The organism is Variovorax boronicumulans (assembly GCF_009811375.1).
GTDB lineage: Bacteria > Pseudomonadota > Gammaproteobacteria > Burkholderiales > Burkholderiaceae_C > Variovorax > Variovorax boronicumulans.
On the sequence record NZ_BKDH01000007.1, the window covers coordinates 114,663 to 138,696 of the forward strand.

Here is a 24,034-nt window from a genome sequence, read left to right on the forward strand (position 1 = left end):
GTCTTCTTCTTTGGGGCTCCAGAGTGGGCTCTTCAGGCCCCGGCCCACACGTCGAGCACGTAGCGCTGCTCGGCAATCATCCTGTCCATCCACGCCGCGCTGTCCTGCCCGTGCTCGCGCGCGAGGTCGCTGAGCGTGCGCCGCACGTCGGGCTCCATGCGCGAGCCGTCGCCGCACACGTACACGACGGCGCCGGCTTCGAGCAGCTTCCACACGGCAGCGCCCTGTTCGCGGATCAGGTCCTGCACGTAGACCTTGCGGTCGCCGGCGCGCGAGAAGGCCGTGTGCAGTTTCATCAGGCCGCGGTGCGACCAGGCCTGCAGCTCTTCGGCGTAGATGAAGTCCTGCTCGGGATGGCGGCAGCCGAAGAACAGCATCGCCTCGCCCAGCGCGTCGCCGCGTTCGACCTGCGACGCGCGCGCCTGCAGGAAGCCGCGGAACGGCGCCAGGCCGGTGCCCGGGCCGATCATGATGAGCGGCCGGTTGGCATCCTCCGGCAGGCGGAAGCCCTCGGCCGTGGTCTCGCGGATCACGCCGTGCACCGTGTCGCCGGCCTCGGCGCGCGCCAGGAAGTTGGAGCACACGCCCTCGAAGGTGCCGTTGCCCGACATCGCGGGCGCGCTCACCACGCCCACCGTCACGCTGCAACGCCCCGGCGTCATCGTCGGCGACGAGGAGATCGAGTAGTAGCGCGGCGACAGCGGCGACAGCATTTCCAGGAACACCGCGAACGGCACCTGGCAGGCACGGTGCTCCTCGAGCAGCTCCAGCAGCGACTTGCGCTTGTGCAGCACCTCGGCCTTGTACGCGGTCTGCGAGGCCTCGTCGCTGCCCGACAGCGCCTGCAGCTTCGGCTTGGTGAACGGGCACTCGGTGTGCGCCGCCAGCGTGGCGATCTGCTTGCGCGTGGCCACGTCCTGCAGCTCGACGTAGTCGCCCAGCAGGCGATCGACCGCGATCACTTGGTCCACCGGCAGCGCCGCCTTGCGCCCCGGCACCGCCGACAGGCGCACGTGCGCCGAGCGGTCGAAGCCGAAGCGCGCCATCGCGCGCTCGACCTGCGCCGGGCTGTTGCGCGGCACCACGCTCAGGTGGTCGCCGGGCACGTAGTTCACGCCTTCGGGCAGCATCAACTCGACGTGGCGCGTGGAGCGTCCGGCTTCACCGTTGGCGCCGGCGCTTTGCAGTTCGCGGTTCTCGATCACGCGCAGCGGCACGGCGCCCAGCGCATCGACCAGCGCGTTCTTCTGCGGCGGCGGCAGCTCTTCGAGCGTGTACAGCGGCTCGGCCTCGGCCGGCGTGTCGGCGCCGTTCTTGATGTCGAAGGTCTTCACCAGCGCGGGCCACAGCGCGTCGCTCCAGTCCTGGAAGGCGCCGTCCATGTCTTCGCGCGCATCGCCTTCGCCGCGCGCGTGCACGCGCGCGGCGCCCAAGGCTTCCAACCGTTCGTCGATGCGGCGCGGCACCGCCTGGTAGGTGGCGGCCCAGTCGGTGTTGCCGCAGCCGAAGACGCTGAAGCGCACGCCGTTGAGCGAGTCGTCGGCCTTGTCGAGCCAGCGGTGGAACTCGGCCGCGTTGTCGGGTGCCACGCCGTTGTACGAGGCGCAGACGATCGCCACCGCGCCGTTGGCCGGCAGCCGCTCGGCGTAGTCGTCGAGCGAGGCCAGCTGGGTCGAGAAGCCGCGCAGCTCGCCGGCCTCGGCCAGCTGGCGCGCCAGGTCTTCGGCGGTGCCGAGGTTGGAGCCCTGCAGCACCAGCAGCGAGGTGCCGTGGCGCGCCGCCTGCGGCTTGCGCGCGGCGGGTTTGGCCGGCGCGTCGGGCGCGGCCGTTGTCTCCACGGTGCCGCGCGGGCGCGAGGCCGGGTCGCGCAGCAGCGCCTTGATCTTGAAGTTCTCGGGCTTGATCGTCAGCGCTTCCTTGATCTTGAGCTTGTAGCCCGTGTGATCGACGAGGTTGAAGCGCTGCAGGATCATGCCCAGCGTGAGCACCGCCTCCTGCAGGGCGAACTGCCGTCCGATGCAGGCGCGCTGGCCGTTGCCGAAGGGCTTGAAGGCGTTCACGGGCCGCTCGCGCTCGGCTTCGCGGCTGAAGTGGTCGGGGTTGAACTGGTCGGCGTCCTCGCCCCAGATGCCCTTGTCACGGTGCAGCGCCAGCGCATGCATGATGACCATGTTGTTCTTCTTGATCGTGTACTGGCCGCCGATCTTGGTGTCTTCCTTCGCGCGCATCGAGATCGCCGGCGCGGTCGGGTACAGGCGCAGCGATTCCTTCAGCACCTGCATCACGTACTGCAGCCGGTTGACCTGCGCGTAGGTGGGCTTTTGCGTGGTGTCGCCGCCGAACACGCTGTCGACCTCGGCCTGCGCCTTGGCCATCGCCTCGGGGTTGTTCAGCAGGAAGTAGATGGCGAACGACAGCAGGCCGCTGGTGGTCTCGTGGCCCGCGATGAGGAATTCGATGCACTCGTCGCGGATCATCTTGTCGGTGAGCTTCTCGCCGCTCTTCTTGTCCACGCCCGCGATCATGTAGCTCAGCAGGTCGGGCTTGGTGGCGATGTCGGCGCCGCTGGCGCGCCGCTCCTCGATGATGTCTTCCACCATCTTGTGCATGTAGCGGATGTCCTTGCGCTGCTGCGCCAGCTCCTTCTTGAGCATCAGCTCCTCGAGCGGAATGCCGCGCCGGTTCTGCACCGTCTCCAGCGTGCGCACCATCGCATCGACGAAAGGATGGAAGCCCTCGCGGTAGAACGAGTTGAAGCGGTAGCCGAAGCCGCACAGGCCGATGGTGTCGAGCGTGAGCGCGGTCATGTCGCGCACCACGTCCACCTCTTCATCGAAATTGAGGCGCTCCCACTTGGTGACCAGCTGGCCCGCGATGTCCAGCATCATCGGGTGGTAGGCCTGCATCGCGCGCTGGCTGAAGTTGGCCAAGAGGATGTTGTGCGGCTTGGACCACGTCTCCTCGTGCGTGTCGGAGGTGAAGAGGCCGTGCGACGCGGCACGCAGCCGGCGCAGCGCGCCGCGTGTGCTCTTGTCGAAGCGCGGCTCTTCGCACAGCTCGTCGACCAGCGCGGGCGACGACACCACGATCACCGGCATGCCCGGCATGTCGAGCCAGTAGATGCCGCCGAGGTCCTGCGCGATCTTCCACATGTCGAGCACCGGCGAGTCGGAGCCGATGGACAGCAGATTGCCGACGAAGGGTTTCTTCGCCGGATGGGGGATCGGATGGAGCGAGTTCTTTCCTGCCATGGTGTACCTTGTTGTGCCTTCGGTATGGACCCGCTTCGGATGTCCGGGATGCGAATCCGGAGTATCCCGATGGCACAGGGGGTGGGCAGGACGGGGTTTCCCTAGGAAACAATGACGCGGCGCAGGGGGCGATCACGCCGTCAGCGTGATCGCTATTCACAGTGGCCCGGGCACGTCCCCGGAAAGAACTCAGTCAGGGTCGGACCATCTTGCAGTCGGTGCCTTGCGCCAGCTCGTTCCCGGTATAGACCGCATCGGTGCGGAAGCCGTAGTTGGTGCCTTCCCAGCCCGTCTTCACCGCCTTGCCGTCCACCGGCGCGATGGTGTTCACCACCTGCGGCAGCAGCAGCTGGTGGTCTTCGCCGCGCATGCGCACCGGGCCCACCACCGAGTCGAAGCTCAGGTCTTCGAGGGCGCGCGCCACCTTCACCGTGTCGGCGCTGCCGGCCTTGGCGATGGCGGCGGCCAGCAGGCGCGGCGTCAGGTCGATGCGCGGTGCGAGGAAGTCCTTGCCGGTCTTGGCCTTGTAGGCCTTGGCGAGTGCATCGACCTTCGGTGTGTCGGCCTGGCCCGGGTGCCATTCGGCCACCCAGGTGAGCTGCCCCGTCTTGGCCTGCGACACGGCGGTGACGGTGCCCGGCACCGAGCCCGCGCTGTGGTTGAAGTAGCGCAGGTTGTAGCCCGCGTCGCCCGCGGCCTTCTGCAGCAGCGTCATGTCCTGGCCCCAGTTGCCGGTGATGACCGAGTCGGCGCCGCTTTGCTTGATGTTGGCGATGTAGGGTGCAAAGTCTTTCACGCGGCCGATGGGGTGCAGCGTCTCGCCGACGAACTGGATGTCGGGGCGCGCCAGGCCCACCAGCTGGCGGCCGTAGCTGGCCCACTGCTTGCCGTGGGCATAGTCCTGGTTCAGCAGGTAGACCTTCTTCACGTCCGGCGTCTTCTTGATGTAGTTGGCCAGCGCCTTCATCTTCATCGCCGTGTTGGCCTCGGTCTGGAAGTGCCAGAAGCTGCAGCCCTTGCCGGTCATCTCGGGGTCGATCGAGGAGTGGTTCAGCACGATCAGTTCCTTGCCCGGGTTGCGCTGGTTCCAGCGCGCCACGGCCAGCACCAGCGCTGTCACCACCGACGAGCCCGAGCCGCCCGTGACGATCGCCTTGGCGCCCTGGTCGATCGCCGCCTGCAGCGCGCTCTGGCTTTCCTGCGCCGAGAGTTTGCTGTCGAACTGCAGCAGCTGCAGCTTCATGCCGCCGAGCACGCCGCCCTTGGCGTTGATGTCCTCGATGGCGTACTGCGTGTGCATGAGCATCAGCTCGCCCACGTTGGCGAACGGCCCCGACAGCGGATCGATGTAGGCGATCTTGTAGGTCGGCTGCTGGGCCTGCGCTGCCGTGCCGGCGATGGCAAACAGAGAGGCAAGGGCGATCCGCGCCAAAGGCGCATGCGTGAGCTTCATGAAGTGTCTCCGGAGGGTGTGTGAAAGACGGGATCAGTTCTTCGCGCGCAGCCCGATCACGCGGCTGGCCAGCTTCGTGAGCTGTGCCACCACCTCGTCGGGCGAGAGGCGCCCGCCGGGGCGGTACCAGCTGTAGAGAAAGCCCGGCAGGCTGCAGGCCGCGAGCGCGGTGATCTTGGTCTCGTCGAAGTCGAGGTCGCCGTCGCGTCGGGCTTCTTCGAGCAGCGGGCACAGCAGGTCGTAGAAGTGGTGCGCGAGCTTCTTCTGCGCTTCGAGGTATTCGGGGCGGTACACCTGCGGCTCGCGGTACGCGAAGAAGGCCACCGGGTGGTGCGCGATGGTGGCGCGGATCAGCCGCTCGATGCCTTCCATCACCTTCTCGCTCGCGCGGCGCGGGTCGGCGGCGGCGAAGTCGAGCGCGGTGAAGCAGTCGACCGCGGGGCGCCACGACAGCGTCTCGAAGATCTCCTGCTTGTCGCGGAAGTAGTAGTACACGAAGGGCTTGGTCACGCCCAGCTCGCGCACGATCTGCGCCATGGTCGTGTTGGCGTAGCCCTGCGCGGCAAACAGCTGCGCCGCCGCCTGCAGGATGCGCTCGCGCTGCAGGTCGGTGCCCTGCGTGGCCGCGCGCTGGCGGCCCGTGCCCTGCGGCAGGTGCGGCTGCGCCGTGTGCGTGGCAGAGGGTTTGTTCGGTGTCGCGGAAGTTATACCCATGGGTAGGATTGTTCGTGCACCATGCCGCATTGGCAAGCGCCGGCCATGCGCAGGCGGCTATCGATAACCCTGAGAAAGTGACGCCATGGAGACAACGCCCGCCACCCCCGTACGTCTGAAAGAGCTGCCGCCGCGCGTGCAGCAGCCCCTGCACGCCTACCTGCGCGACCACGCACGCGCGCGCGGCGACGCCACCGCCTGCCTCTGGTACGGCCAGGCCCTGAGCTGGGCCGAGCTCGACCGCGCGAGCGACGCCTTCGCCGCACGCCTGCAGGCCCTGGGCGTGGCCAAGGGCGAACCCGTGGTGCTGTTCCTCAACAACTGTCCGCAGTACCTGGTGGCGCACTTCGGCATCCAGAAGATCGGCGCCATCGTCTGCCCGAGCGGCCCGCTCAACAAGGAGCACGAGCTGGCCTACCAGGTCAACGACCTGAAGGCGCGCGTGATCGTCGCGGCCGCGCCGCTGGTGCCGGTGGTGCGCAAGGTGCAGGCCGAGAGCGCACTGGCCCACGTGTTCGTGGTGCACTACGCCGACCTGCTGCCCGCCGAGCCCACGCTCGACCTGCCGGCCGAACTGGCCGCCGAGCGCACGGCCGAACGCACCGTGCCCGAAGGCTGCGAAGACTTCCTCGCCGTGATGCGCAGCGGCGCCACGCCGCAGCCCGTCGCCATCGACATGGACGACATCGCGCTCATGACCTACACCTCGGGCACCACCGGGCTGCCCAAGGGCGCGATGCTCAGCTACGGCAACGCGCTCTTCAAGACGCGCGCCGCGGCCGACTGCAACGGCGTGGGGCCAGACGACGTGCTGCTGTCGATCGCGCCGCTGTACCACATCGCCGGCATGCTCATGGGCGTCAACGTGCCCGTGCTCAGCGGCGCCGCCTCGGTGCTGATGCACCGCTTCGATCCGCGCGCCGTGCTGCAGGCCATTGCCGCTTACAAAGTGAGCTGGTGGTACAGCATCGCGCCGATGAACGTGGCCTGCATGCAGGTGCCCGACATCGCCGGCTTCGACCTGTCGAGCCTGAAGATGAACCCGGTGACCAGCTTCGGCATCGCCTTCACCGAACCGCTGGCCGCGCAGTGGCGTTCGCACGCCAACCACTGCAGCTCGTTCGAGGCCGCCTACGGCCTGAGCGAAACCCACACCTGCGACACCTACACGCCGCACGTGGCGCCGCGTTGGGGCACGCAGGGCGTGCCGGTGCCGGGCGTGACCATCCGCATCATCGACACCGAGACCCAGGCCGACATGCCCACGGGCGAGGTCGGCGAGATCGTGCTCACCAGCGCCGGCTCGTTCAAGGGCTACTGGAACAAGCCCGAGGCCACGGCCGCCACCCTGCGCAACGGCTGGGTGCACACGGGCGACATGGGCAAGCTCGACGCCGACGGCTACCTCACCTTCATCGGCCGCTTCAAGGAAATGATCAAGGTCTCGGGCTACAGCGTGTTCCCCGAAGAGGTCGAGACCATCCTCATCAAGCACCCGGCGGTGGCGCAGGCAGCGGTCATCGCGCAGCCCGACCCCGAGAAGGGCGAGGTCGTGAAGGCCTTCATCGTGCGCAAGCCCGGCGCCGCGCTCGAGGCCGACGCGCTCGTGGCCTGGGCGCGCGAGAACATGGCGAGCTACAAGGCGCCGCGCGCCGTCAGCTTCATCGATGCATTGCCCACCACGGGCGCAGGCAAGGTGCTGCGCCGCCTGCTCAAAGACAAGACCTGAAAGGCTTCCTCGCGTGTTTTCCAAAGTTCTGATTGCCAACCGCGGCGAGATCGCCGTGCGCCTGGTGCGCGCGTTGCGCGACCTGGGCATCGCCAGCGTGGCGGTGCATGCGCGCGACGATGCCGCCGCGCTGCATGTGCAGCTGGCCGACGTGGCGGTGGCGCTCGACGCGACCGGCCCTTCGGCCTACCTCGACGTGGCCGCGTTGATCGCGGTGGCGAAGGCGCAAGGCTGCGATGCGGTGCATCCCGGCTACGGCTTCCTCAGCGAGCGTGCCGACTTCGCACAGGCCTGCGCAGACGCGGGCCTGGTCTTCATCGGCCCCACGCCCGAGCAGCTGGGCCTGTTCGGCGACAAGGCCCGTGCCCGCGAACTGGCTGCGCAGTGCGACGTGCCCGTGATGCCCGGCAGCGCCGGCGCGGTGACGCTTGCGCAGGCCCAGGCCTTCTTCGCCGAGCAGCATGCGCAGGGCGCGGGCGTGATGGTCAAGGCCATCGGCGGCGGCGGCGGGCGTGGCATGCGTGCGGTGCTGAACGCCGACGAGTTGCCCGAGGCGCATGCGCGCTGCATGTCCGAGGCCAAGGCGGCGTTCGGCATCGAGGGCGTGTACGTCGAGCGCCTGATGCGCAACGCGCGGCACATCGAGGTGCAGGTGCTCGGCGATGGCCACGCCGTAGCCAGCCTCGGCGAGCGCGAGTGCACGCTGCAGCGCCGCTTCCAGAAGCTGGTCGAAATCGCGCCCAGCCCCTCGCTGCCCGAGCCGCTGCGCGCGCAGGTCACGCAGGCCGCGCTGCGCATGGCCAAGGCCGTGGGCTATCGCGGCCTCGGCACCTTTGAATTCCTGGTCGATGCGGCGTCGACCACCCTGCCTTTCGTCTTCATCGAGGCGAACCCGCGCCTGCAGGTCGAGCACACGGTGACCGAGGCCGTGACGGGGCTGGACCTCGTGCAGCTGCAGATCGCTGTGGCCTCGGGCGACACGCTGGGCGCGCTCGGCGTGGAAGCCGACCGCACGGCGCCGCAGCGCGGCTTCGCGGTGCAGTGGCGCATCAACGCCGAGACGCTCGATGCGCAAGGCAACGCGCGCCCCGCGGGCGGCACGCTCGCGCGCTTCGACCTGCCGGCCGGCCCCGGCGTGCGCGTCGACACGCACGGCTACGCAGGCCTGGCGCCTTCGCCGCACTACGACACGCTGCTGGCCAAGCTCATCGTGCATTCGCCGTCGCCGCGTTTCGCGGACGCGCTGCGCCGCTCGCTGCGCGCGCTCGACGAATGCCACATCGACGGCATCGCCACCAACCTGCCGCTGCTGTGCGCCATTGCCGCTCGGCCCGAGTTCGCGACGCAGGCGGTGCACACGCGCTTCGTGGAAGCGCACCTGGGTGATCTGCTTGCCGACGCGAAGGCGTTCGAGAAGCACACGAAGAAGGTGACCGCGCCCGTCGCCGCGAGTGCACCGGTGCCGGACGACGCAGAGGACGACGGCCTCACCGTCAAGGCGCCGATGCCCGCGAAGCTGGTGCAGTTCGAGGTCGCGGTGGGCGACGTGCTGCCCGCCGGCGCACAGCTCGGTGTGCTCGAGGCCATGAAGATGGAGCACCTGCTGCACGCGCCCGTGGCCGGCCGTGTGCTGGCGCTGCTGGCCGCGCCCGGCGACTACCTCGTCGAAGGCCAGTCGCTGGTGCGGCTGGAGGCCGTCGATGCGCAGGGCGTCGAAGCGCAGGCGCGCGTCGCGCACGACCTCGACACGATTCGCCCCGATCTGCAGAAGGTCATCGACCGCCATGCGCCCACGCTCGATGCGAACCGTAAGGCGGCCGTCGACAAGCGCCATGCGCAGGGCGGGCGCACCGCGCGCGAGAACATCGCCGACCTGTGCGACATGGCCGGCGACCCGGGCAACTTCATCGAGTACGGCGCGCTCGCCATCGCCGCGCAGACGCGCCGCCGCACGCTCGAAGACCTCATCGCCAACACGCCGGCCGACGGCATGGTGACGGGCCTGGGCAGCATCAACGCGAAGCAGTTCGGCCCCGAGAAATCGCGCTGCGCCGTGCTGGCCTACGACTACACCGTGCTGGCCGGCACGCAGGGCATGCGCAACCACCACAAGACCGACCGGCTGCTCGCGGTGGCGCACCAGCTCAAGCTGCCGGTCGTGCTGTTCGCGGAGGGCGGGGGCGGGCGGCCGGGCGACACCGACATGCCGATCGTCGCGGGCCTGAACAACCACACCTTCAGCCAGTTCGCGGCGCTGTCGGGCAAGGTGCCGGTGGTCGGCATCGTGCATGGGCGCTGCTTCGCGGGCAACGCGGCGCTGCTGGGCTGCGCCGACGTGATCATTGCCACCAAGGGCAGCAACATCGGCATGAGCGGCCCCGCGATGATCGAAGGCGGCGGCCTGGGCACCTTCGCGCCCGAGCAGATCGGGCCGAGCAGCGTGCAGTCGCGCAACGGCGTGATCGACATCCTGGTGGAAGACGAAGCGGCTGCAGTCGCTGCGGCCAAGCAGTACCTGTCGTACTTCCAGGGGCCAACCACCGACTGGCAGTGCGCCGATCCGCGCACGCTGCGCCACGTCGTGCCCGAGAACCGGCTGCGCGTGTACGACGTGCGCGCCGCCATGCGCGGCGTGGCCGACACCGGCTCGTTGCTCGAACTGCGCGCGGGTTTCGGCGCGGGCATCGTCACCGCGCTCGCACGCATCGAGGGCAAGCCGGTCGGCCTGATGGCGAACAACCCGCACCACCTGGGCGGCGCGATCGACGTGGAGGCGGCCGACAAATCCGCACGCTTCATGCAACTGTGCAATGCCCACGGGTTACCGATCGTGTCGTTGTGCGACACGCCCGGCTTCATGGTCGGGCCCGAGGTCGAGGCGCAGGCGCAGGTGCGCCACGTGTGCCGCATGTTCATGGTGGCCTCGCACCTGCGCGTGCCTTTCTTCGCGGTGGTGCTGCGCAAGGGCTACGGCCTGGGCGCGCAGGCCATGACCGCCGGCGGCTTCGATGCGCCCGTGTTCACCGTGGCCTGGCCCACCGGCGAGTTCGGCGCGATGGGCCTCGAAGGCGCGGTGCGGCTGGGCTTTCGCAAGGAACTCGCGGCCGTGCCCGAGGGCGCCGAGCGCGACGCGCTGTTCAAGCAATTGGTGGCGCAGCAGTACGCGAACGGCGAAGCGATCCACATGGCGCAGACGCTGGAGATCGACGCGGTGATCGACCCGGCCGACACGCGCACCTGGCTGGTGCGCGGCCTGGCGTCGGCCACGCGGCCGGCCGAGGCGGTCTCGGCGTACGTCGACACTTGGTAACTTTAGGTTAGACCTCGTCACTGGCGCGGGCAAGGCGGCTCCGTACACTGGGCCGCTTTTGCACGCATGAAGCTTCCTGCCCGCTGGCGCGTCCGTCTGCGCGACGCCGCCTTTTCCCCTGCACACTGGATGGCCGTTCTCGGCCTTGCGGTGTTGCTCGTGGGTGTGCAGGCGGTGTGGGCGGAGAAGGTCGAGCAGGCGGCACGCCAGCCGGCCGAAGCGCGCTGGGTGGCGAGCTGGGCCGTGGCGGTGCTCGACTTCGCCGAGCTGGACGCGAACCCCGCCACGGCCGCCATCGGCGGACCGGGCGACCATGTGTTCCGCGGCCAGACCTTGCGCCAGATGATGCGCCCGACGATCGACGGCGAGCGCATCCGCGTGCGGGTGTCGAACCGCTTCGGCAAGACGCCGCTGCGCATCGCCGCGGCCACCGTGGCACTGGGCACGGGCGGCGACGCCATCTCGCCGGCCTCGTTGCGCACGCTGCGTTTCGGCGGCCGCGCCACCGTCACCGTGGCGCCGGGCGCGGAAGCATGGAGTGACGGCGTGGCGCTGAACGTTGCGGCGGGCCAGGCCGTGGCCGTGAGTCTTTTTCTCGACCGCGCGACACCGTTCGCCACGATGTACCTGCTGTCCACTGACACGGGCTGGCTGGCCAACGGCAACGTCGTGGCGTCGCCCCGGCTGCCGAAGCCGGCGGCGCTGCCGATGAGCCACATCGTGACCGGGCTCGATGTGCTCACCACCCGACCCGTGCGCACCGTCGTCGCGTTCGGCGATTCGATCACCGCGGGCGGTGGCGAGTCGGGCGACGGTTCGTACCCCGACATGCTCGCCACGCGGTTGCGTGACAGTCCGCAGGCCGCGCACGCGGTGTCGGTGATCAACGCCGGCATCGGCGGCAACCGGCTGCTGGTGAACGGCATCGGTCCCGACGGCCTGTCGCGCTTTGCGCGCGACGCGCTGGGCCAGAGCGGCGTGACGCACGTCATCGTGCTGCTGGGCACCAACGACATCGGCCGCGCCATCTTCGCGGGCATCCCCGGCCTGAAGGTGCCGCCGCACGACGTGCCCACGGCCGAGCGTGTCACCGAGGGCCTGGGGCAGCTCGTCAAGCAGGCGCGCGCCAAGGGCGTGAAGGTGCTGCTTGGCACCGTGCCGCCCTTCGGCAACACGATCTACGGCACCGACGCCAACGAGGCCATGCGCGAGGCCGTGAACCGCTGGGTGCGCAGCCGCCAGGACGTCGATGGCGTGGTCGACTTCGATGCCGTGCTGCGCGACCCAGCCGCGCCGCGTCAGCTGAATCCGACATTCGACAGCGGCGATCACCTGCATCCCAACCGCGCCGGCCACGCGGCCATGGCCGCGGCCATCGACCTGCGCGAATTGCAGGAATAAAGCGCGTCTGCGGCAGCGAAACAGCTCTACACAAGATTTCGCGCAGCGCTTACAGGCGCTTCACACGGTCCCGGCAGCATGAAGGCTCCTCCAACAACCATGGGGCTTTCTCATGAAAACACTCGCAGTCGCTCTTTCCATCGGTGCCGCTTCGCTGCTGTCGGTGGGCGCCCTGGCCGTTCCCACGGCCGCGCAGGCGCAGGCGGTGATCACCATCCAGGGGCCGCCGCCCCCGCCGCGCTACGAGCGCATGCCGCCGCCGCGTCGTGGCTATGTGTGGTCGCCGGGCCACTATGAGTGGCGTGGCGGTCGCCATGTGTGGGTGCGCGGGATGTACGTGCGCGCACGCCCGGGCTATGCCTACCGCGCGCCGGAATGGCGCGAGAACAATGGCCGCTGGGAATACAACCGCGGCCGCTGGGACCGCGACGGCGACGGCGTGCCGAACCGCCAGGACCGGCGTCCGGACAACCCGTACCGCAATTGATCGATAGAGAGCGCGCGGCGCGCGCCCGGGGCTAGCGGATGCTCACCAGCTCGAGCACTTCGCTGACCTGGAACGCGCCGCCGCTCGCACCGCCGCGCGTCTGCACTTCGAAGCGGACGACGCGGCCCAGCTCCGGCGAGAACCACACGCTGGCGCGGTAGGTCCCGTACTGGTTGCCACTCCAGGCGCCCGCGTTCGCGAAGCGCTGGGTGTGGCCGCGGTAGTCGATCTTCACCACCTTCATCTCGCGGCCGTTGACCGGCAGCATGGCGGCGTCGTCCACCACGTGGGCGCGCAGGTCCATCTTGATGCGCGTGCCGCCCATGGTGGCGTCGTATTCCGTGGCCCAGGCGGCGTCCTGTTCCAGGGTCGGCCGGGCCCAGCCGCGCGGCGGCATGACGCTGTCGAACTCACCGGCCACGGCCGTCGTGACGCCGATCACCTCGCCGCCCGGCTTCTCGATCCAGCCGCCGTTGTTGAAGCTGAGCCGGTCGTCCGAGGTGGTGGCCGTGTCCGCGCGGTAGATCACCTTGCGGTACGTGTTGGTGAGGCGGTCGTGCAGCTGGTACTCCACGAGGCTCGGGCGCTGCAGCGACACGCTGGCCGGCGCGGGCTGCGAGGCCAGGCGCTCGATGGCCCGCTGGCCGCGTGTCGGCAGTTCCGCGATCCATGCGGCCGGCATGGCGAGGGTCGCCGGGGCCGATCCTGCGACCAGTCCCACGAGGCGGCCCTGCGCATCGAACAGGCCGGCACCGGCCAGGCCCGCCTCGGTCGGCGTGGCCAGTTGCAGCGACTCGAGCGCGCCCGCGGCGTTGCGGCGCACGCCGCCGAGCATGGAAATACCGAGCGTGAGTTCGCGCCCGCGCGGCGATCCGATGACGTACAGCGGCATCCCGACCTGCAGCGCCCCCGCGGGCACGACGCCCAGGGTCGGCGACACGAGGTTCGCGATGCGCAGCTGGCACAGGTCGCGCTCGACGTCCGGGAGCTCCAGCACGGCGCCGTAGCTCACGTTGTCGCGGCGCAGCGCCACGGCGCTGGCCTTGGCCAGCAGCTTGCAGCTGGTGACGGCCGTGCCCGGGCCGGTGGCGACCGCGCTGCCGGTGGCCAGGACCTTGCCCTGGGCGTCGCTGGCCTGCACCACCCAGACGCTGGGCGAGACGCGCGCGAACAGCGCGTCGGGCGCCAGCGGGGCGCCGCCGGCGCGGGCGTCCTGGGCGAAGGTGGCGGGCGCTGCCAGAGCGGCAGCAAGGGCGAAAAGCGGAAGCTGCAGGCGCATCTGGGAGCGGCGATGGAGTGGGTTAGCGGAACACGACCGTGCGGTGGCCGTTCAGCAGCACGCGGTGCTCGCTGTGCCACTTCACGGCGCGGGCCAGCACCTGGCTTTCGGTGTCGCGGCCACGGGCCGTGAGGTCTTCGACCGTGTCGGTGTGGTCGGCGCGGGCCACGTCCTGCTCGATGATCGGGCCCTCGTCGAGGTCGGCCGTCACGTAGTGGGCGGTGGCGCCGATCAGCTTCACGCCGCGGTCGTGCGCCTGGTAGTAGGGCTTGGCACCCTTGAAGCTGGGCAGGAACGAGTGGTGGATGTTGATCGCGCGGCCGGCCAGGCTCTTGCACAGGTCGTTGCTCAGGATCTGCATGTAGCGCGCGAGCACCACGAGTTCGGCGCCCTCGGCCTCGATGATCTCCAGCTGCTTCGCCTCGGCCTGTGCCTTGGTCGCGGCCGTCACCGGGATGTGGTGGAAGGGCACGTTGTAGCTGGCGGCCAGCTGGTAGAAGTCGCGGTGGTTCGAGATGATGGCGCGCACGTCGATCGACAGCAGGCCGCTCTTCCAGCGGAACAGCAGGTCGTTCAGGCAGTGGCCTTCCTTGCTGACCAGGATCACGGTCTTCATCGGGTCGGCGGCGGCATGCAGCTGCAGGCTCATGCCGAAACCGGTGGCGAAGGCCTTCAGCTCCTCGCGCAGCACGGCTTCGCTGTGGTCGCCGCAGGCGAAGCGCACGCGCATGAAGAACAGGCCGGTGCCGTGGTCGTTGTATTGGGCGGCCTCTTCGATGTTGGCGCCGCGCTCGAGCAGGAAGCCCGACACGGCGTGCACGATGCCCGTCCGGTCGGGACAGGAGAGGTTCAGGATGTAGGCAGGCGTAGTGGTCGTCATCAGGGGCAGGATTGTGGCAGGGGTGCCAGAATCGCGATTTTCCCTCCCCACATAACCGCAGGAGCGAGACATGGCCTTCCAGGACTTCAACATGGACAACCAGTGGTTGCCCTTCACGCCCAACCGCCATTTCAAGAAGGACCCGCGGGTTTTCGTGGCGGCCGACGGCATGACGTTCACCACGCACGACGGCAAGAAGGTGGTCGACGGCATCTCCTCGCTGTGGTGCGTGGGCGCGGGCCACAACCGCAAGCCGATCAACGAGGCGATCAAGAAGCAGCTGGACACGCTGGACTACGCCACCGCCTTCCAGGTCAGCAACGACAAGGCCTTCAAGGCGGCCGAGATGATCGCCGCGCTGGCCCCGGGCGACCTGAACAAGGTGCTGTTCTGCAACTCGGGCTCCGAGGCGGCCGACACCTCGATGAAGGTGGCGCTGGCCTACCACCGCGCGCGCGGCGAGGGCCACCGCAACGTGTTCATCGGCCGCGAGAAGGGCTACCACGGCGTGGGCTTCGGCGGCATGTCGGTGGGCGGCATTCCGGGCAACCGCAAGGTGTTCGGCTCGGCCTTTTTGCCGCGCGTGGACCACATGCGCTTCATCCACGACCCGGTGAACCACGCCTACATCCACAACGCGGAGCCGGTGTGGACCGAAGACCCGCTGGTCGAACTCGAAACCCGCATCCTGCCGCTGCACGACCCGAGCAATGTGGCCGCGATCATCGTGGAGCCGGTGGCCGGTTCGGCCGGCTGGTACCTGCCGCCGCAGGGCTACCTGAAGCGCCTGCGCGAGATCTGCGACAAGCACGGCATCCTGCTGATCTTCGACGAGGTCATCACCGGCTTCGGGCGCATGGGCACCAACTTCGCGTCGGACTATTTCGGCGTGGTGCCCGACATGCTGAACTTCGCCAAGTGCGTGACCAACGGCGTGATTCCGCTGGGCGGCGTGATCTGCCGCGACAAGCTCTACGACGCGATGATGAAGACGGATGCGCCCGAGCACGTGGTCGAGTTCTTCCACGGCTACACCTACTCGGGCCATCCGGTGGCCTGCGCCGCCGCCATTGCCACGCTCGACCTGTTCAAGGAAGAGAACCTGTTCGCGCGCGCCGGCGAGATGGGCAAGGTGCTCGGCGATGCCTTCCACAGCACCTTCAAGGGCCTGCCGAACGTGGTGGGCATCCGCAGCCTGGGCCTGGCGGCGGCCGTGGAGCTCGCGCCCATCGCCGGGTCGCCGGGCAAGCGCGCCTACGAGGTGTTTCTCGACTGCTTCCACAAGGGCGCGCTGGTGCGGCCCGCGGGCGACGTGCTGGTGATCGCGCCGCCCTACATCGTCGAGAAGCAGCACATCGACACGCTGGTCAACACGCTGGCGGATTCGATCAGGAAGTTCGCCTGAGCACGCCCGCGCAGTAGTCCACCGGCGGCAGCGCCGGCGTGCGCCAGGTGGCGTCGTAGGCGTCGGTGTCGTCCTCGGCCGGGCCGCCGGCCTGCAGGTGGACCGTCTTCACCGACACGTCGGTCGGCAGGTGCTGCGGCACGCCCAGCACCTTGGTGACGTGGCCCGCGCCGGCGATCAGCACCACCGTCTTGCCTGGTTGGCGGGCCTTTACCAGCGCCTGCGCCATGGCGCGGTCGCGCCCGACCTGGATGCGCGTCATGGGGCCGATCTGCGATTCGGGCAGCAGCTTGCAGTGGCCCTCGCGCACGGCCTCCTGCTGCGCGGCGTAGGCCTCGCCGTTGAGCTGCACGTCGAGCGAGACGTCGGCCATCGCGTCCTTCATGCGCGCACGCGGCAGGTTGGCGCCGACCACCGGCACGCCGGCACGCACGGCCGTCATCACCGTGGGGCCGTAGCGCGTCCAGGGCCAGGCCTTGTCGTTCCAGCCGAGGGCGGTCTGCACTTGCGCATCGGTCGCGGTGGTGGGCAGGCGGGCGCTGCTGCGGCCTTCCTCGGCCATCTCGAGCGCCAGCGCGGCGAGCTGGCCGCGCTCGGCCAGGGCCTGCACGGTCTCGCGTTCGAGGGCCTGGTGTTCGGGGGCGTCGTGCTGTTCGCCGAGCAGCAGCGCATCGGCCGGCAGCAGGGCCGCCACGCGGCGCGCGACGGGCGCCTCGGCGGACAGCGCGGCGCAGCCGGCGAGCAGGGCGGCTGCGACCAGGGGCGCGAGGAACCGGGAAGCACGGGAAGGGCGAGGAGGCATCCCGCCATACTATGCCCGGCGCCCCGCACCGGGCTGTCGTCCTTTTCCGCTGCTTTCTCTGCCCGTGTCCTTTCGTTTTCCCCTTCGCGTGCTGGCCACGCTGCTGCTGGCGCTGGCCGCCGCACTCGCCTGTGTCGCCCTGCACACCCCGTTGCCCTGGATGATCGGCCCGCTGTTCGCGGTGTCGCTGGCCTCGATCGCGGGCCAGCCGACCGCGAGTCACACGCCGCTGCGCAACCTGGGGCAGTGGGTCATCGGCACCGCGCTGGGTCTGTATTTCACGCCGCAGGTGGTGACGCTGGTGGCCGGCGTGTGGTGGGCGATCCTGCTGGCCATCGGCTGGGCGCTGCTGCTGGGCTGGGGGTTCGGCCGCTGGCTGCATCGCGTGCACGCGGCACGCATGCCGCATGTGCCGGCGAAATCCATGAGAGCCACGACTTACTTCGCAGGCGCCATCGGCGGCGCTTCGGAGATGACGCTGCTGGCCGAATCGGCCGGTGCGCGCACCGACCTGGTGGCCGCCGCGCACAGCCTGCGACTGATGGTGGTGACGGTGACGATCCCGTTCGCGATGCAGTGGAGCGGGCTGCACGGCCTGGAGATCAACCCGCCCGGCGTGCGCGAGGTGAACCCGGCCGGGCTGGCCCTGCTGGCGCTGGCCACCGGCGCGGGCGGGCTCGTGATGCGGGCGTTGGGCCGCACCAACCCGTGGTTCATGGGGCCGCTGCTGGTGGCGATGGGCTTCACGGTCGCGGGGCAGTCGCTGTCGGCGGTGCCGACCTGGCTGTCGAACACCGCGCAGCTGGTGATTGCCGTGAGCCTGGGCGTGCGCTTCAGCCGCGAGTTCCTGCACACGGCGCCGCGCTGGCTCGGCTCGGTGGCGCTGGGCACGGTCGGCATGCTGGTGCTGTGCGCCGGCGCGGCCTGGCTGCTGGCCGGGGCGACCGGGCTGCACCCGGCCACGATGATCCTGGGCACCTCGCCCGGCGGCATCGCCGAGATGTCGATCACGGCCAAGGTGCTGCAGCTGGGCGTGCCGGTGGTCACGGCTTTCCAGGTGTGCCGGCTGGTGGCGGTGCTGCTGATCGTGGGGCCGATGTACCGCTGGACCGAGCGCTGACGGCGCAGTACACCGCCAAAGAAAAAGCGCCCTGCGGGGCGCTTGTTTCGTTCGGGCGAGGCAGGCCGCTCAGTGCACCAGCACCGGCGTGTGCGCCAGCTCGGCATAGCCTTCGAGCGTGTCCTCGACCTCTTCCTGCGTGGGCGTGTTGAGCTGCCAGGCGGCGATCTGCTGCTGGAACAGTTCCGCCCAGGAGCCGTCGAGGTACACCTCTTTGCCAGAGCGCTTGTCCACGATCTCGAAGCCGTGGCGTTCCAGCACGGGGCCGTTGGGCGTCGTGCTGGGCTCGTCGCCGTCGTTCGGCTGCACGTGCACGACGACGAAGGACTCGGAGTCGTAAAGCATGTTCATGGCGGGCCCTGTGAGGATGTCGATGGCGTTCATGGGGGTTAGATAGCAATCAACGCGCCAGTTTCAAGAACAGTTGTCCTCGCGCCGTTGATATGTGAGCCTTTTTGCCTCAATTGGCGGGCGCTTCGGGTAGGGGTTTGCGCAATTGGGCGTCAGCAAAGTCGCCGTTTGCCTCGGTCTGGCGGATGCGCACGGGCAGGTAGCCGTAGCGCGGCGCCAGCCAGAGCTCCAGTTTCCGGTCGAAATCCTTGCGGGGCGTGCGGGTGAGCTTGCGCGTGGTGAATTCCCCGGCCGGCAGGCTCAGCTGTTCCTCGCCGCCGACCTCGAAGACCCACACGTCGCCGTCGCGCACGCCCACGGTCTGCACCGAGATCCGGGTGCCGGGCGGGTACCGCCCCGGGCTGGCCGCCAGCAGGCCGCCCAGCTGCATCATGACGCTCATGCGGTCCTGCGCACCCGGCTGCAGGGGCACGGGGGGCGCGTTGTTGCTGAAGATGATCTGCCCCTGGTCGCGCGCGAAATGCGAGGCGACCTCGGCCTTGCGGCTTTCCGAATAGCGCTCGGGTTCCAGGCCCGAGGGGCCGATCTTGCCGGTGCTGTGCCAGTTCAGCAGGGTGAAGAACACCGCCTTGAGCGTGAGGCGCCCGTCGTAGCGGGTGCCGTCCTGCAGCCAGACCAGTTCGCCGAACACGCCGCGCTGCGGCGAGGCGCCTTTCTGGCCCGTGGCTTCGAAATCGAGCGTGACCGAGCCCGGGATCCGCAGCGCCTGGGTGCCGGCGATGGTGCCCGAGGCGCCGCTGCCGGCCGTGGTCGTGCCGCCCTGCGTGCCACCGGCCGTGGTGCCGGTGGCGGCGGCCGGGGCGCTGGCCGGTGCCTCGGGGGCGGTCGCTCCTGAATCTGTAGCGGCTTGCGCGGTCTGGTCGGGCGTTTCCGGGGGCGGCGTCTGTGCCGGCGCATCCGGCACGGGGGCCGGGGCCGGCTTGGGGCGGGGCACCGACGCCTCGCGCGGACGCCGGGGCTTGGCCGGTGGCGGCGGCTTGGCCGCGACCGGCGCGGCGGCCGGTGCCGCGGGGGCCTCCGCCGCGGGCGGCGCGATCACGATCGTGCGCGTGATGAACTTGCTGGCCAGCGGCGAGGGCTCCGGCCCGATGGCCATCGGCGCCAGCCCGAGCAGCAGCAGGTGCACCAGCGCCACCGCCAGCGTCAGCCCCGCGAGCGCGCGCCAGGACGGGCGCCCGGGCAGGCCCAGGGACAGCGGTGGGGGCGCGACGTGCGTCGACATGGGTGTGTGGAGTGGGTTGCGGCGCCGAGGTTCACGAAGTCCACTCGGTACACTGCCGCCCGTTCAACCAGTTTAGTGGGCGCGGCGCCGCGCCCTTTTTCTTGCTCACGCCCGCACCATGAAACTCGCCACCCTGAAGGACGGCTCGCGCGACGGCCAGTTGGTCGTCGTCTCGCGCGACCTCACGCTCGCCCACTACGCCACCGGCATCGCGAGCCGGCTGCAGCAGGTGCTGGACGACTGGGGCTTCATGAGCCCGCAGCTGCAGGACCTGTACGACGCCCTCAACCACGGCCGCGCGCGCCACGCCTTTCCCTTCGACCCCGCCCAGTGCATGGCGCCGCTGCCGCGCGCCTACCAGTGGGCCGACGGCTCGGCCTACCTGAACCACGTCGAGCTGGTGCGCCAGGCGCGCAACGCCGAAGTGCCCGAGAGCTTCTACACCGACCCCCTCATGTACCAGGGCGGCAGCGACGACTTCCTGGGCCCGGTCGACGACGTGATCGTGCCCAGCGAGGCCATGGGCATCGACTTCGAGGCCGAGATCGCCGTCGTCACCGGCGACGTGAAGATGGGGTCCACCCCCGAGCAGGCGTTGGACGGCATCCGCCTCGTGATGCTGGCCAACGACGTGAGCCTGCGCAACCTCATCCCGGCCGAGCTGGCCAAGGGCTTCGGCTTCTTCCAGAGCAAGCCCGCCACCGCCTTCAGCCCCGTGGCCGTCACGCTGGACGAGCTCGGCGAGGCCTGGCAGGACGGCCGTGTGCACCTGGCGCTGCAAAGCAGCTGGAACGGCCGCAAGGTCGGCCTGTGCGACGCCGGCCCCGAGATGACCTTCCACTTCGGCCAGCTCATCGCCCACATCGCCAAGACCCGCAACGTGCGCGCCGGCAGCATCGTCGGCAGCGGCACCGTGAGCAACAAGGGCGTCGAGAAGAACGGCCGCATGGAATGGCCCAAGGGCTACTCGTGCATCGCCGAGAAGCGCTGCATCGAAACCATCCAGGACGGCGCGCCCGCCACCGACTTCATGAAGTTCGGCGACACCATCCGCATCGAGATGAAGGGCCTGGACGGGCGCTCGCTGTTCGGCGCGATCGACCAGGAGATCGTGTCGACGGCGGGGCGGCCGGTGGAGGCGCCGGTGTCGCTCACCAAGCCGCAGGCCGGAACCGACACCGGCACCGCGCCCGAACCCGCCGCCGAAGGCTGACGCAGGCCCTGTCGGGGTTTCTCCCCGTTCGGCTGGCCGGAAGCCCCCGTTCCGCAAAGCCCAACCCTGCGCGGCGGGCGCTGCCTAGGATGCAGCGATCCGTTCACTGCAAGGAGACAGGTCCATGGGCATGCCGAAGCTGGCGGGGCGCGCGCTGTGCGCATGGGGGGTGATGGGCATGGCGCTGGCCGGGCAGGCCGCCGCCCAGAAGCTCAGCGACGACAAGGTGCGCGTGGGCGTGCTGTCGGACATGTCGGGCCTGTACGCCGACACCGCGGGGCGCGGCTCGGTCGAGGCCGCGCGCATGGCCATCGAGGACTTCGGCGGCAAGGTGCTCGGGCGGCCCATCGAGCTGGTCTCGGGCGACCACCAGAACAAGGCCGACATCGGCGCCTCGCTGGCGCGCACCTGGTACGACCGCGACGGCGTCGACGCCATCTTCGACATGAACAACTCGGCCGTCGCGCTGTCGGTGGTCAACCTGGCGCGCGAGCGGCAGAAGCTGTCGATCAACACTGGCGGCGCCTCGGTGGCGCTCACCAACGAAGCCTGCGCGCCGACCTCGGTCCACTACACCTACGACACCTACGCGCTGGCCAACGGCGCCGCGCAGGGCGTGAGCCGCCAGGGCGGCAAGACCTGGTACCTGATCGGCGTGGACTACGCCTTCGGCAAGGCCATGGCCGCCAACATGACCGAGTTCGTCGGCGAGCTGCAGGGCAAGGTGATCGGCAGCGTGTTCCACCCGCTCAACGCCAGCGACTTCTCGTCGTACGTGCTGCAGGCGCAGGCCTCGGGGGCAGACACCATCGCGCTGGCCAACGCCACCAGCGACACGGTCAATGCCGTCAAGGCCGCGCGGCAGTTCGGCGTGTCGCCCAAGCAGCGCGTGGTGCCGATGCTGATGTTCATCAACGATGTGCATGCACTGGGCCTGGCGCAGGCGCAGGGCATGACCTTCGCCACTGGCTTCTACTGGGACCGCACGCCCGAGTCGCGGGCCTGGGCGCGGCGCTACTTCGAGCGCATGAAGAAGATGCCTTCGATGATCCAGGCCGGCGCCTACTCGGCGGTCACGCACTACCTGAAGGCGGTGCAGGCCGCGGGCACCGACGACGGCGCCACCGTGGCCGCGAAGATGAAGGCGATGCCGGTGAACGACTTCTTCGCGCAGGGCGGCACGATCCGCGCCGACGGCCGCATGGTGCACGACATGTACCTGGTGAGCGTGAAGAAGCCCGCCGAGTCGAAGTACCCGTGGGACTACTACACGGTGCTGTCCACGATCCCCGGCGACAAGGCCTTCCAGCCCTTGTCCAAGAGCAAGTGCCCGCTGGTTGCCGCAGCGAAGTCCTGATGAGCTGACCGCCTGACCGAACCCAAGGAGACCTCATGAAAGTCCGTGCCGCCGTCCTGCAGCGCCTCGGCGCTCCCGCGCCCTATGCCCAGAGCCGACCGCTCGAGATCGAGGAGGTCGAGCTGGCGCCGCCCGGCCCCGGCGAGGTGCTGGTGCGCATCGCGGCCGCGGGGCTGTGCCATTCGGACCTGTCGATCCTCAACGGCGACCGGCCGCGCCGCACGCCGATCGTGCTGGGCCACGAGGCGGCCGGCGTGGTCGAGGCACTGGGCGAGGGCGTGACCGACCTGGCGCCGGGCGACCACGTGATCCTGGTGTTCGTGCCGAGCTGCGGCCATTGCGCGCCCTGCGCCGAGGGGCGCCCCGCGCTATGCGAGCCCGGCGGCGCGGCCAACGTGGCGGGCACGCTGCTGGGCGGCGCGCGGCGGTTGTCGTACCGCGGCGAGCCGATGGACCACTTCGTGGGCGTGTCGGCCTTTGCCGAGTACGCGACGGTGTCGCGCCGCTCGCTGCACAAGATCGACCGCGAGCTGCCGCTGGAAATTGCGGCCATGTTCGGCTGCGCCGTGGTGACGGGCGTCGGCGCCGTGGTCAACACCTCGCAGGTGCGGCCGGGCCAGACCGTGGCCGTGGTGGGGCTCGGCGGCGTGGGGCTGGCCGCGCTCATGGGCGCGCTGGCGGCGGGCGCCGCGCGCGTGATCGCGGTCGACCTGGCGCAGGACAAGCTCGATTTCGCCCTCGCGCTGGGCGCCACCGACAGCGTCAACGCCAGCGACCCCGACGCGGCCAAGCGGCTGCGCGACATGACCGAGGGCGGCGTCGACCATGCGCTCGAGATGGTGGGCTCGGCCAAGGCGCTGGAGTTCGCCTACAAGGTCACGCGCCGCGGCGGCACCACCGTGACCGTGGGCCTGCCCGCCGCCATCCAGACGCTGAACACGCCGGTCTGGCACCTCGTGGCCGAGGAGCGCACGCTCAAGGGCAGCTACCTCGGCAGCTGCGTGCCGCGGCGCGACCTGGGGCGCTTCATCGCGCTGTACCGCCAGGGCAAGCTGCCCGTGGACCGGCTGCTCACCGGGCGCCTGAAGCTCGAGGAGATCAACGAGGGCTTCGACCGCCTGCAGCGCGGCGAGGCCATCCGGCAGATCGTCACGATGCCGTGACGGCCGCGGGCATCGCGCCCCGCAGCAACTCCTTCTGCGTCCGAATCCCCAACCGCCGGAACGCCCGGTACTGATGCGTGCGCACCGTGCTGAGCTCCACGCCCAGCACGCGCGCCGTCTCCTTCGCCGTGCGGCCCGCCATCAGGTGGCCGATCACCTCGCGTTCGCGCAGGCTCAGCGTCAACAGCCGCGAGGCGAGGGTGGGCGCGGCCGCCTCGTGCACCGCCGCCGCGCTGCGGCTGTGGGCGCTGGCGGCGTCGGCCAGCAGGGTGGCGTGGGCGGCGATGACGCCGAAGTCGGTTTCGCCGAACTCGGGCTGCGCCAGGCTGCGGTAGAAGCTCACGGCCACGCGCTGGCCGCTCGGGCGCAGCAGCAGCACCGAGCTGCGCTCGCGGATGCCCACGTCGCCGTAGCAGGCGGCGCGGTAGGCGGGGTCGGCCACCTCGTCGCCGTGCTGGTGGCCCATCCACAGCTGCGCGCGCTTGGGCAGCTTGCGCGCGGCCAGCCAGGCCATGTGGGGGTCGAGCCGGTCGAAGCGCTGTGCCACGTAGCGCTCGGCAGTGCGCTCGGCCGTGTGGCCGTAGCTGCTGGCGGCCGACACGGTCTCGATGCGGCCGGTGGCATCGACGCCGAACACGGTGCAGAAGGTGACGGGCATCACGCGGTGCATCGCCGCCAGGCAACTGGCCGCCAGGTGTGGCGTGCCGATGCCCGCCAGCACGTCGCCGACGACGGCCGCCGACAGTTGCGCGTCGGCGGCGGGGTGGAGGCGCCAGCGTTTCATGGGGTTTCGAAGGAGGACTAGGGTAAATACCTCCTACGAAGTTATGACATTGG

General features: G+C 69.9%; 18 protein-coding genes. 9 read left to right on the top strand and 9 right to left on the bottom strand.

Annotation, left to right across the window (positions count from 1 at the left end):
- Window positions 1-32: 32 nt before the first annotated feature.
- From VHAB30_RS30670 to VHAB30_RS30680, 3 genes are all read right to left on the bottom strand, one after another.
- The gene (locus VHAB30_RS30670; protein WP_159279679.1) at window positions 33-3,251 is read right to left on the bottom strand and encodes a bifunctional cytochrome P450/NADPH--P450 reductase; all 3,219 of its coding nucleotides are present in this window, start codon (window positions 3,249-3,251) and stop codon (window positions 33-35) included.
- A gap of 193 nt (window positions 3,252-3,444) precedes the next feature.
- The gene (locus VHAB30_RS30675; RefSeq protein WP_159274664.1) at window positions 3,445-4,704 is read right to left on the bottom strand and encodes a branched-chain amino acid ABC transporter substrate-binding protein; all 1,260 of its coding nucleotides are present in this window, start codon (window positions 4,702-4,704) and stop codon (window positions 3,445-3,447) included.
- Window positions 4,705-4,737: 33 nt separating this feature from the next.
- Window positions 4,738-5,418: a TetR/AcrR family transcriptional regulator gene (locus tag VHAB30_RS30680; protein ID WP_159279680.1), complete on the bottom strand. Its 681-nt coding sequence runs from the start codon at window positions 5,416-5,418 to the stop codon at window positions 4,738-4,740.
- A gap of 85 nt (window positions 5,419-5,503) precedes the next feature.
- On the opposite strand from VHAB30_RS30680, the gene VHAB30_RS30685 reads away from it, so the two are divergent.
- The 4 genes from VHAB30_RS30685 (at window position 5,504) to VHAB30_RS30700 (ending at window position 12,345) form a co-directional block, all read left to right on the top strand.
- The gene (locus tag VHAB30_RS30685) at window positions 5,504-7,147 is read left to right on the top strand and encodes an AMP-binding protein (RefSeq protein ID WP_235926971.1); all 1,644 of its coding nucleotides are present in this window, start codon (window positions 5,504-5,506) and stop codon (window positions 7,145-7,147) included.
- Window positions 7,148-7,160: 13 nt separating this feature from the next.
- Window positions 7,161-10,457 (top strand): carboxyl transferase domain-containing protein, encoded by a 3,297-nt coding sequence (locus VHAB30_RS30690; RefSeq protein WP_159279681.1) that lies wholly within the window; start codon window positions 7,161-7,163, stop codon window positions 10,455-10,457.
- 66 nt (window positions 10,458-10,523) lie between these two features.
- The gene (locus tag VHAB30_RS30695; RefSeq protein ID WP_235926972.1) at window positions 10,524-11,858 is read left to right on the top strand and encodes a GDSL-type esterase/lipase family protein; all 1,335 of its coding nucleotides are present in this window, start codon (window positions 10,524-10,526) and stop codon (window positions 11,856-11,858) included.
- Between the two features lie 112 nt (window positions 11,859-11,970).
- Complete coding sequence (locus tag VHAB30_RS30700) at window positions 11,971-12,345, top strand: YXWGXW repeat-containing protein (protein WP_159279682.1); 375 nt, start codon at window positions 11,971-11,973, stop codon at window positions 12,343-12,345.
- Window positions 12,346-12,376: 31 nt separating this feature from the next.
- On the opposite strand, the gene VHAB30_RS30705 is transcribed toward VHAB30_RS30700, so the two are convergent.
- Together VHAB30_RS30705 and purU are read right to left on the bottom strand one after the other, a co-directional pair.
- Entirely contained in the window at window positions 12,377-13,624 is a 1,248-nt protein-coding gene (locus VHAB30_RS30705) for a S1 family peptidase (RefSeq protein WP_159279683.1), read from the bottom strand.
- A gap of 22 nt (window positions 13,625-13,646) precedes the next feature.
- The gene (gene purU, locus VHAB30_RS30710) at window positions 13,647-14,504 is read right to left on the bottom strand and encodes a formyltetrahydrofolate deformylase (protein ID WP_062478396.1); all 858 of its coding nucleotides are present in this window, start codon (window positions 14,502-14,504) and stop codon (window positions 13,647-13,649) included.
- Between the two features lie 70 nt (window positions 14,505-14,574).
- On the opposite strand from purU, the gene VHAB30_RS30715 reads away from it, so the two are divergent.
- Window positions 14,575-15,909, top strand: coding sequence for an aminotransferase class III-fold pyridoxal phosphate-dependent enzyme (locus VHAB30_RS30715; protein ID WP_070063840.1), 1,335 nt, complete (start codon window positions 14,575-14,577; stop codon window positions 15,907-15,909).
- On the opposite strand, the gene VHAB30_RS30720 is transcribed toward VHAB30_RS30715, so the two are convergent.
- Entirely contained in the window at window positions 15,893-16,711 is an 819-nt protein-coding gene (locus VHAB30_RS30720) for a ChaN family lipoprotein (RefSeq protein WP_159279684.1), read from the bottom strand. The genes VHAB30_RS30715 and VHAB30_RS30720 overlap by 17 nt on opposite strands.
- A 64-nt stretch (window positions 16,712-16,775) precedes the next feature.
- Here VHAB30_RS30720 and VHAB30_RS30725 point away from each other — a divergent pair, with 64 nt between their 5' ends.
- The gene (locus VHAB30_RS30725) at window positions 16,776-17,831 is read left to right on the top strand and encodes an AbrB family transcriptional regulator (protein WP_159279685.1); all 1,056 of its coding nucleotides are present in this window, start codon (window positions 16,776-16,778) and stop codon (window positions 17,829-17,831) included.
- A 69-nt stretch (window positions 17,832-17,900) separates the two neighbouring features.
- Here the strand turns inward: VHAB30_RS30725 and VHAB30_RS30730 are convergent, their stop codons facing one another.
- Complete coding sequence (locus tag VHAB30_RS30730; RefSeq protein ID WP_062478455.1) at window positions 17,901-18,182, bottom strand: BTH_I0359 family protein; 282 nt, start codon at window positions 18,180-18,182, stop codon at window positions 17,901-17,903.
- A gap of 109 nt (window positions 18,183-18,291) precedes the next feature.
- Window positions 18,292-19,464, bottom strand: coding sequence for a DUF3108 domain-containing protein (locus tag VHAB30_RS30735; protein ID WP_159279686.1), 1,173 nt, complete (start codon window positions 19,462-19,464; stop codon window positions 18,292-18,294).
- A gap of 118 nt (window positions 19,465-19,582) precedes the next feature.
- Here VHAB30_RS30735 and VHAB30_RS30740 point away from each other — a divergent pair, with 118 nt between their 5' ends.
- The 3 genes from VHAB30_RS30740 (at window position 19,583) to VHAB30_RS30750 (ending at window position 23,197) form a co-directional block, all read left to right on the top strand.
- Window positions 19,583-20,677: a fumarylacetoacetate hydrolase family protein gene (locus VHAB30_RS30740; RefSeq protein ID WP_139701322.1), complete on the top strand. Its 1,095-nt coding sequence runs from the start codon at window positions 19,583-19,585 to the stop codon at window positions 20,675-20,677.
- A 130-nt stretch (window positions 20,678-20,807) separates the two neighbouring features.
- Complete coding sequence (locus VHAB30_RS30745; RefSeq protein WP_159279701.1) at window positions 20,808-22,034, top strand: ABC transporter substrate-binding protein; 1,227 nt, start codon at window positions 20,808-20,810, stop codon at window positions 22,032-22,034.
- A 35-nt stretch (window positions 22,035-22,069) separates the two neighbouring features.
- Window positions 22,070-23,197, top strand: coding sequence for a zinc-dependent alcohol dehydrogenase family protein (locus VHAB30_RS30750; protein ID WP_070063846.1), 1,128 nt, complete (start codon window positions 22,070-22,072; stop codon window positions 23,195-23,197).
- Here the strand turns inward: VHAB30_RS30750 and VHAB30_RS30755 are convergent.
- Window positions 23,184-23,981 carry a helix-turn-helix transcriptional regulator gene (locus tag VHAB30_RS30755; protein WP_159279687.1) on the bottom strand — a complete coding sequence of 266 codons (798 nt, stop codon included), beginning with the start codon at window positions 23,979-23,981 and terminating at the stop codon, window positions 23,184-23,186. The two genes, VHAB30_RS30750 and VHAB30_RS30755, sit on opposite strands and share 14 nt — an antisense overlap.
- Window positions 23,982-24,034 lie beyond the last annotated feature (53 nt).

Bases quoted from the DNA above. Each gene is read 5' to 3' on its own strand.
- VHAB30_RS30685 (WP_235926971.1), top strand. From the start codon at position 5,504: ATGGAGACAACGCCCGCCACCCCCGTACGTCTGAAAGAGCTGCCGCCG.
- VHAB30_RS30670 (WP_159279679.1), bottom strand. From the start codon at position 3,251: ATGGCAGGAAAGAACTCGCTCCATCCGATCCCCCATCCGGCGAAGAAA.
- VHAB30_RS30750 (WP_070063846.1), top strand. From the start codon at position 22,070: ATGAAAGTCCGTGCCGCCGTCCTGCAGCGCCTCGGCGCTCCCGCGCCC.
- purU (WP_062478396.1), bottom strand. From the start codon at position 14,504: ATGACGACCACTACGCCTGCCTACATCCTGAACCTCTCCTGTCCCGAC.
- VHAB30_RS30730 (WP_062478455.1), bottom strand. From the start codon at position 18,182: ATGAACATGCTTTACGACTCCGAGTCCTTCGTCGTCGTGCACGTGCAG.
- VHAB30_RS30695 (WP_235926972.1), top strand. From the start codon at position 10,524: ATGAAGCTTCCTGCCCGCTGGCGCGTCCGTCTGCGCGACGCCGCCTTT.
- VHAB30_RS30720 (WP_159279684.1), bottom strand. From the start codon at position 16,711: ATGCCTCCTCGCCCTTCCCGTGCTTCCCGGTTCCTCGCGCCCCTGGTC.
- VHAB30_RS30745 (WP_159279701.1), top strand. From the start codon at position 20,808: ATGCCGAAGCTGGCGGGGCGCGCGCTGTGCGCATGGGGGGTGATGGGC.
- VHAB30_RS30675 (WP_159274664.1), bottom strand. From the start codon at position 4,704: ATGAAGCTCACGCATGCGCCTTTGGCGCGGATCGCCCTTGCCTCTCTG.
- VHAB30_RS30715 (WP_070063840.1), top strand. From the start codon at position 14,575: ATGGCCTTCCAGGACTTCAACATGGACAACCAGTGGTTGCCCTTCACG.
- VHAB30_RS30740 (WP_139701322.1), top strand. From the start codon at position 19,583: ATGAAACTCGCCACCCTGAAGGACGGCTCGCGCGACGGCCAGTTGGTC.
- VHAB30_RS30705 (WP_159279683.1), bottom strand. From the start codon at position 13,624: ATGCGCCTGCAGCTTCCGCTTTTCGCCCTTGCTGCCGCTCTGGCAGCG.
- VHAB30_RS30700 (WP_159279682.1), top strand. From the start codon at position 11,971: ATGAAAACACTCGCAGTCGCTCTTTCCATCGGTGCCGCTTCGCTGCTG.
- VHAB30_RS30680 (WP_159279680.1), bottom strand. From the start codon at position 5,418: ATGGGTATAACTTCCGCGACACCGAACAAACCCTCTGCCACGCACACG.
- VHAB30_RS30755 (WP_159279687.1), bottom strand. From the start codon at position 23,981: ATGAAACGCTGGCGCCTCCACCCCGCCGCCGACGCGCAACTGTCGGCG.
- VHAB30_RS30735 (WP_159279686.1), bottom strand. From the start codon at position 19,464: ATGTCGACGCACGTCGCGCCCCCACCGCTGTCCCTGGGCCTGCCCGGG.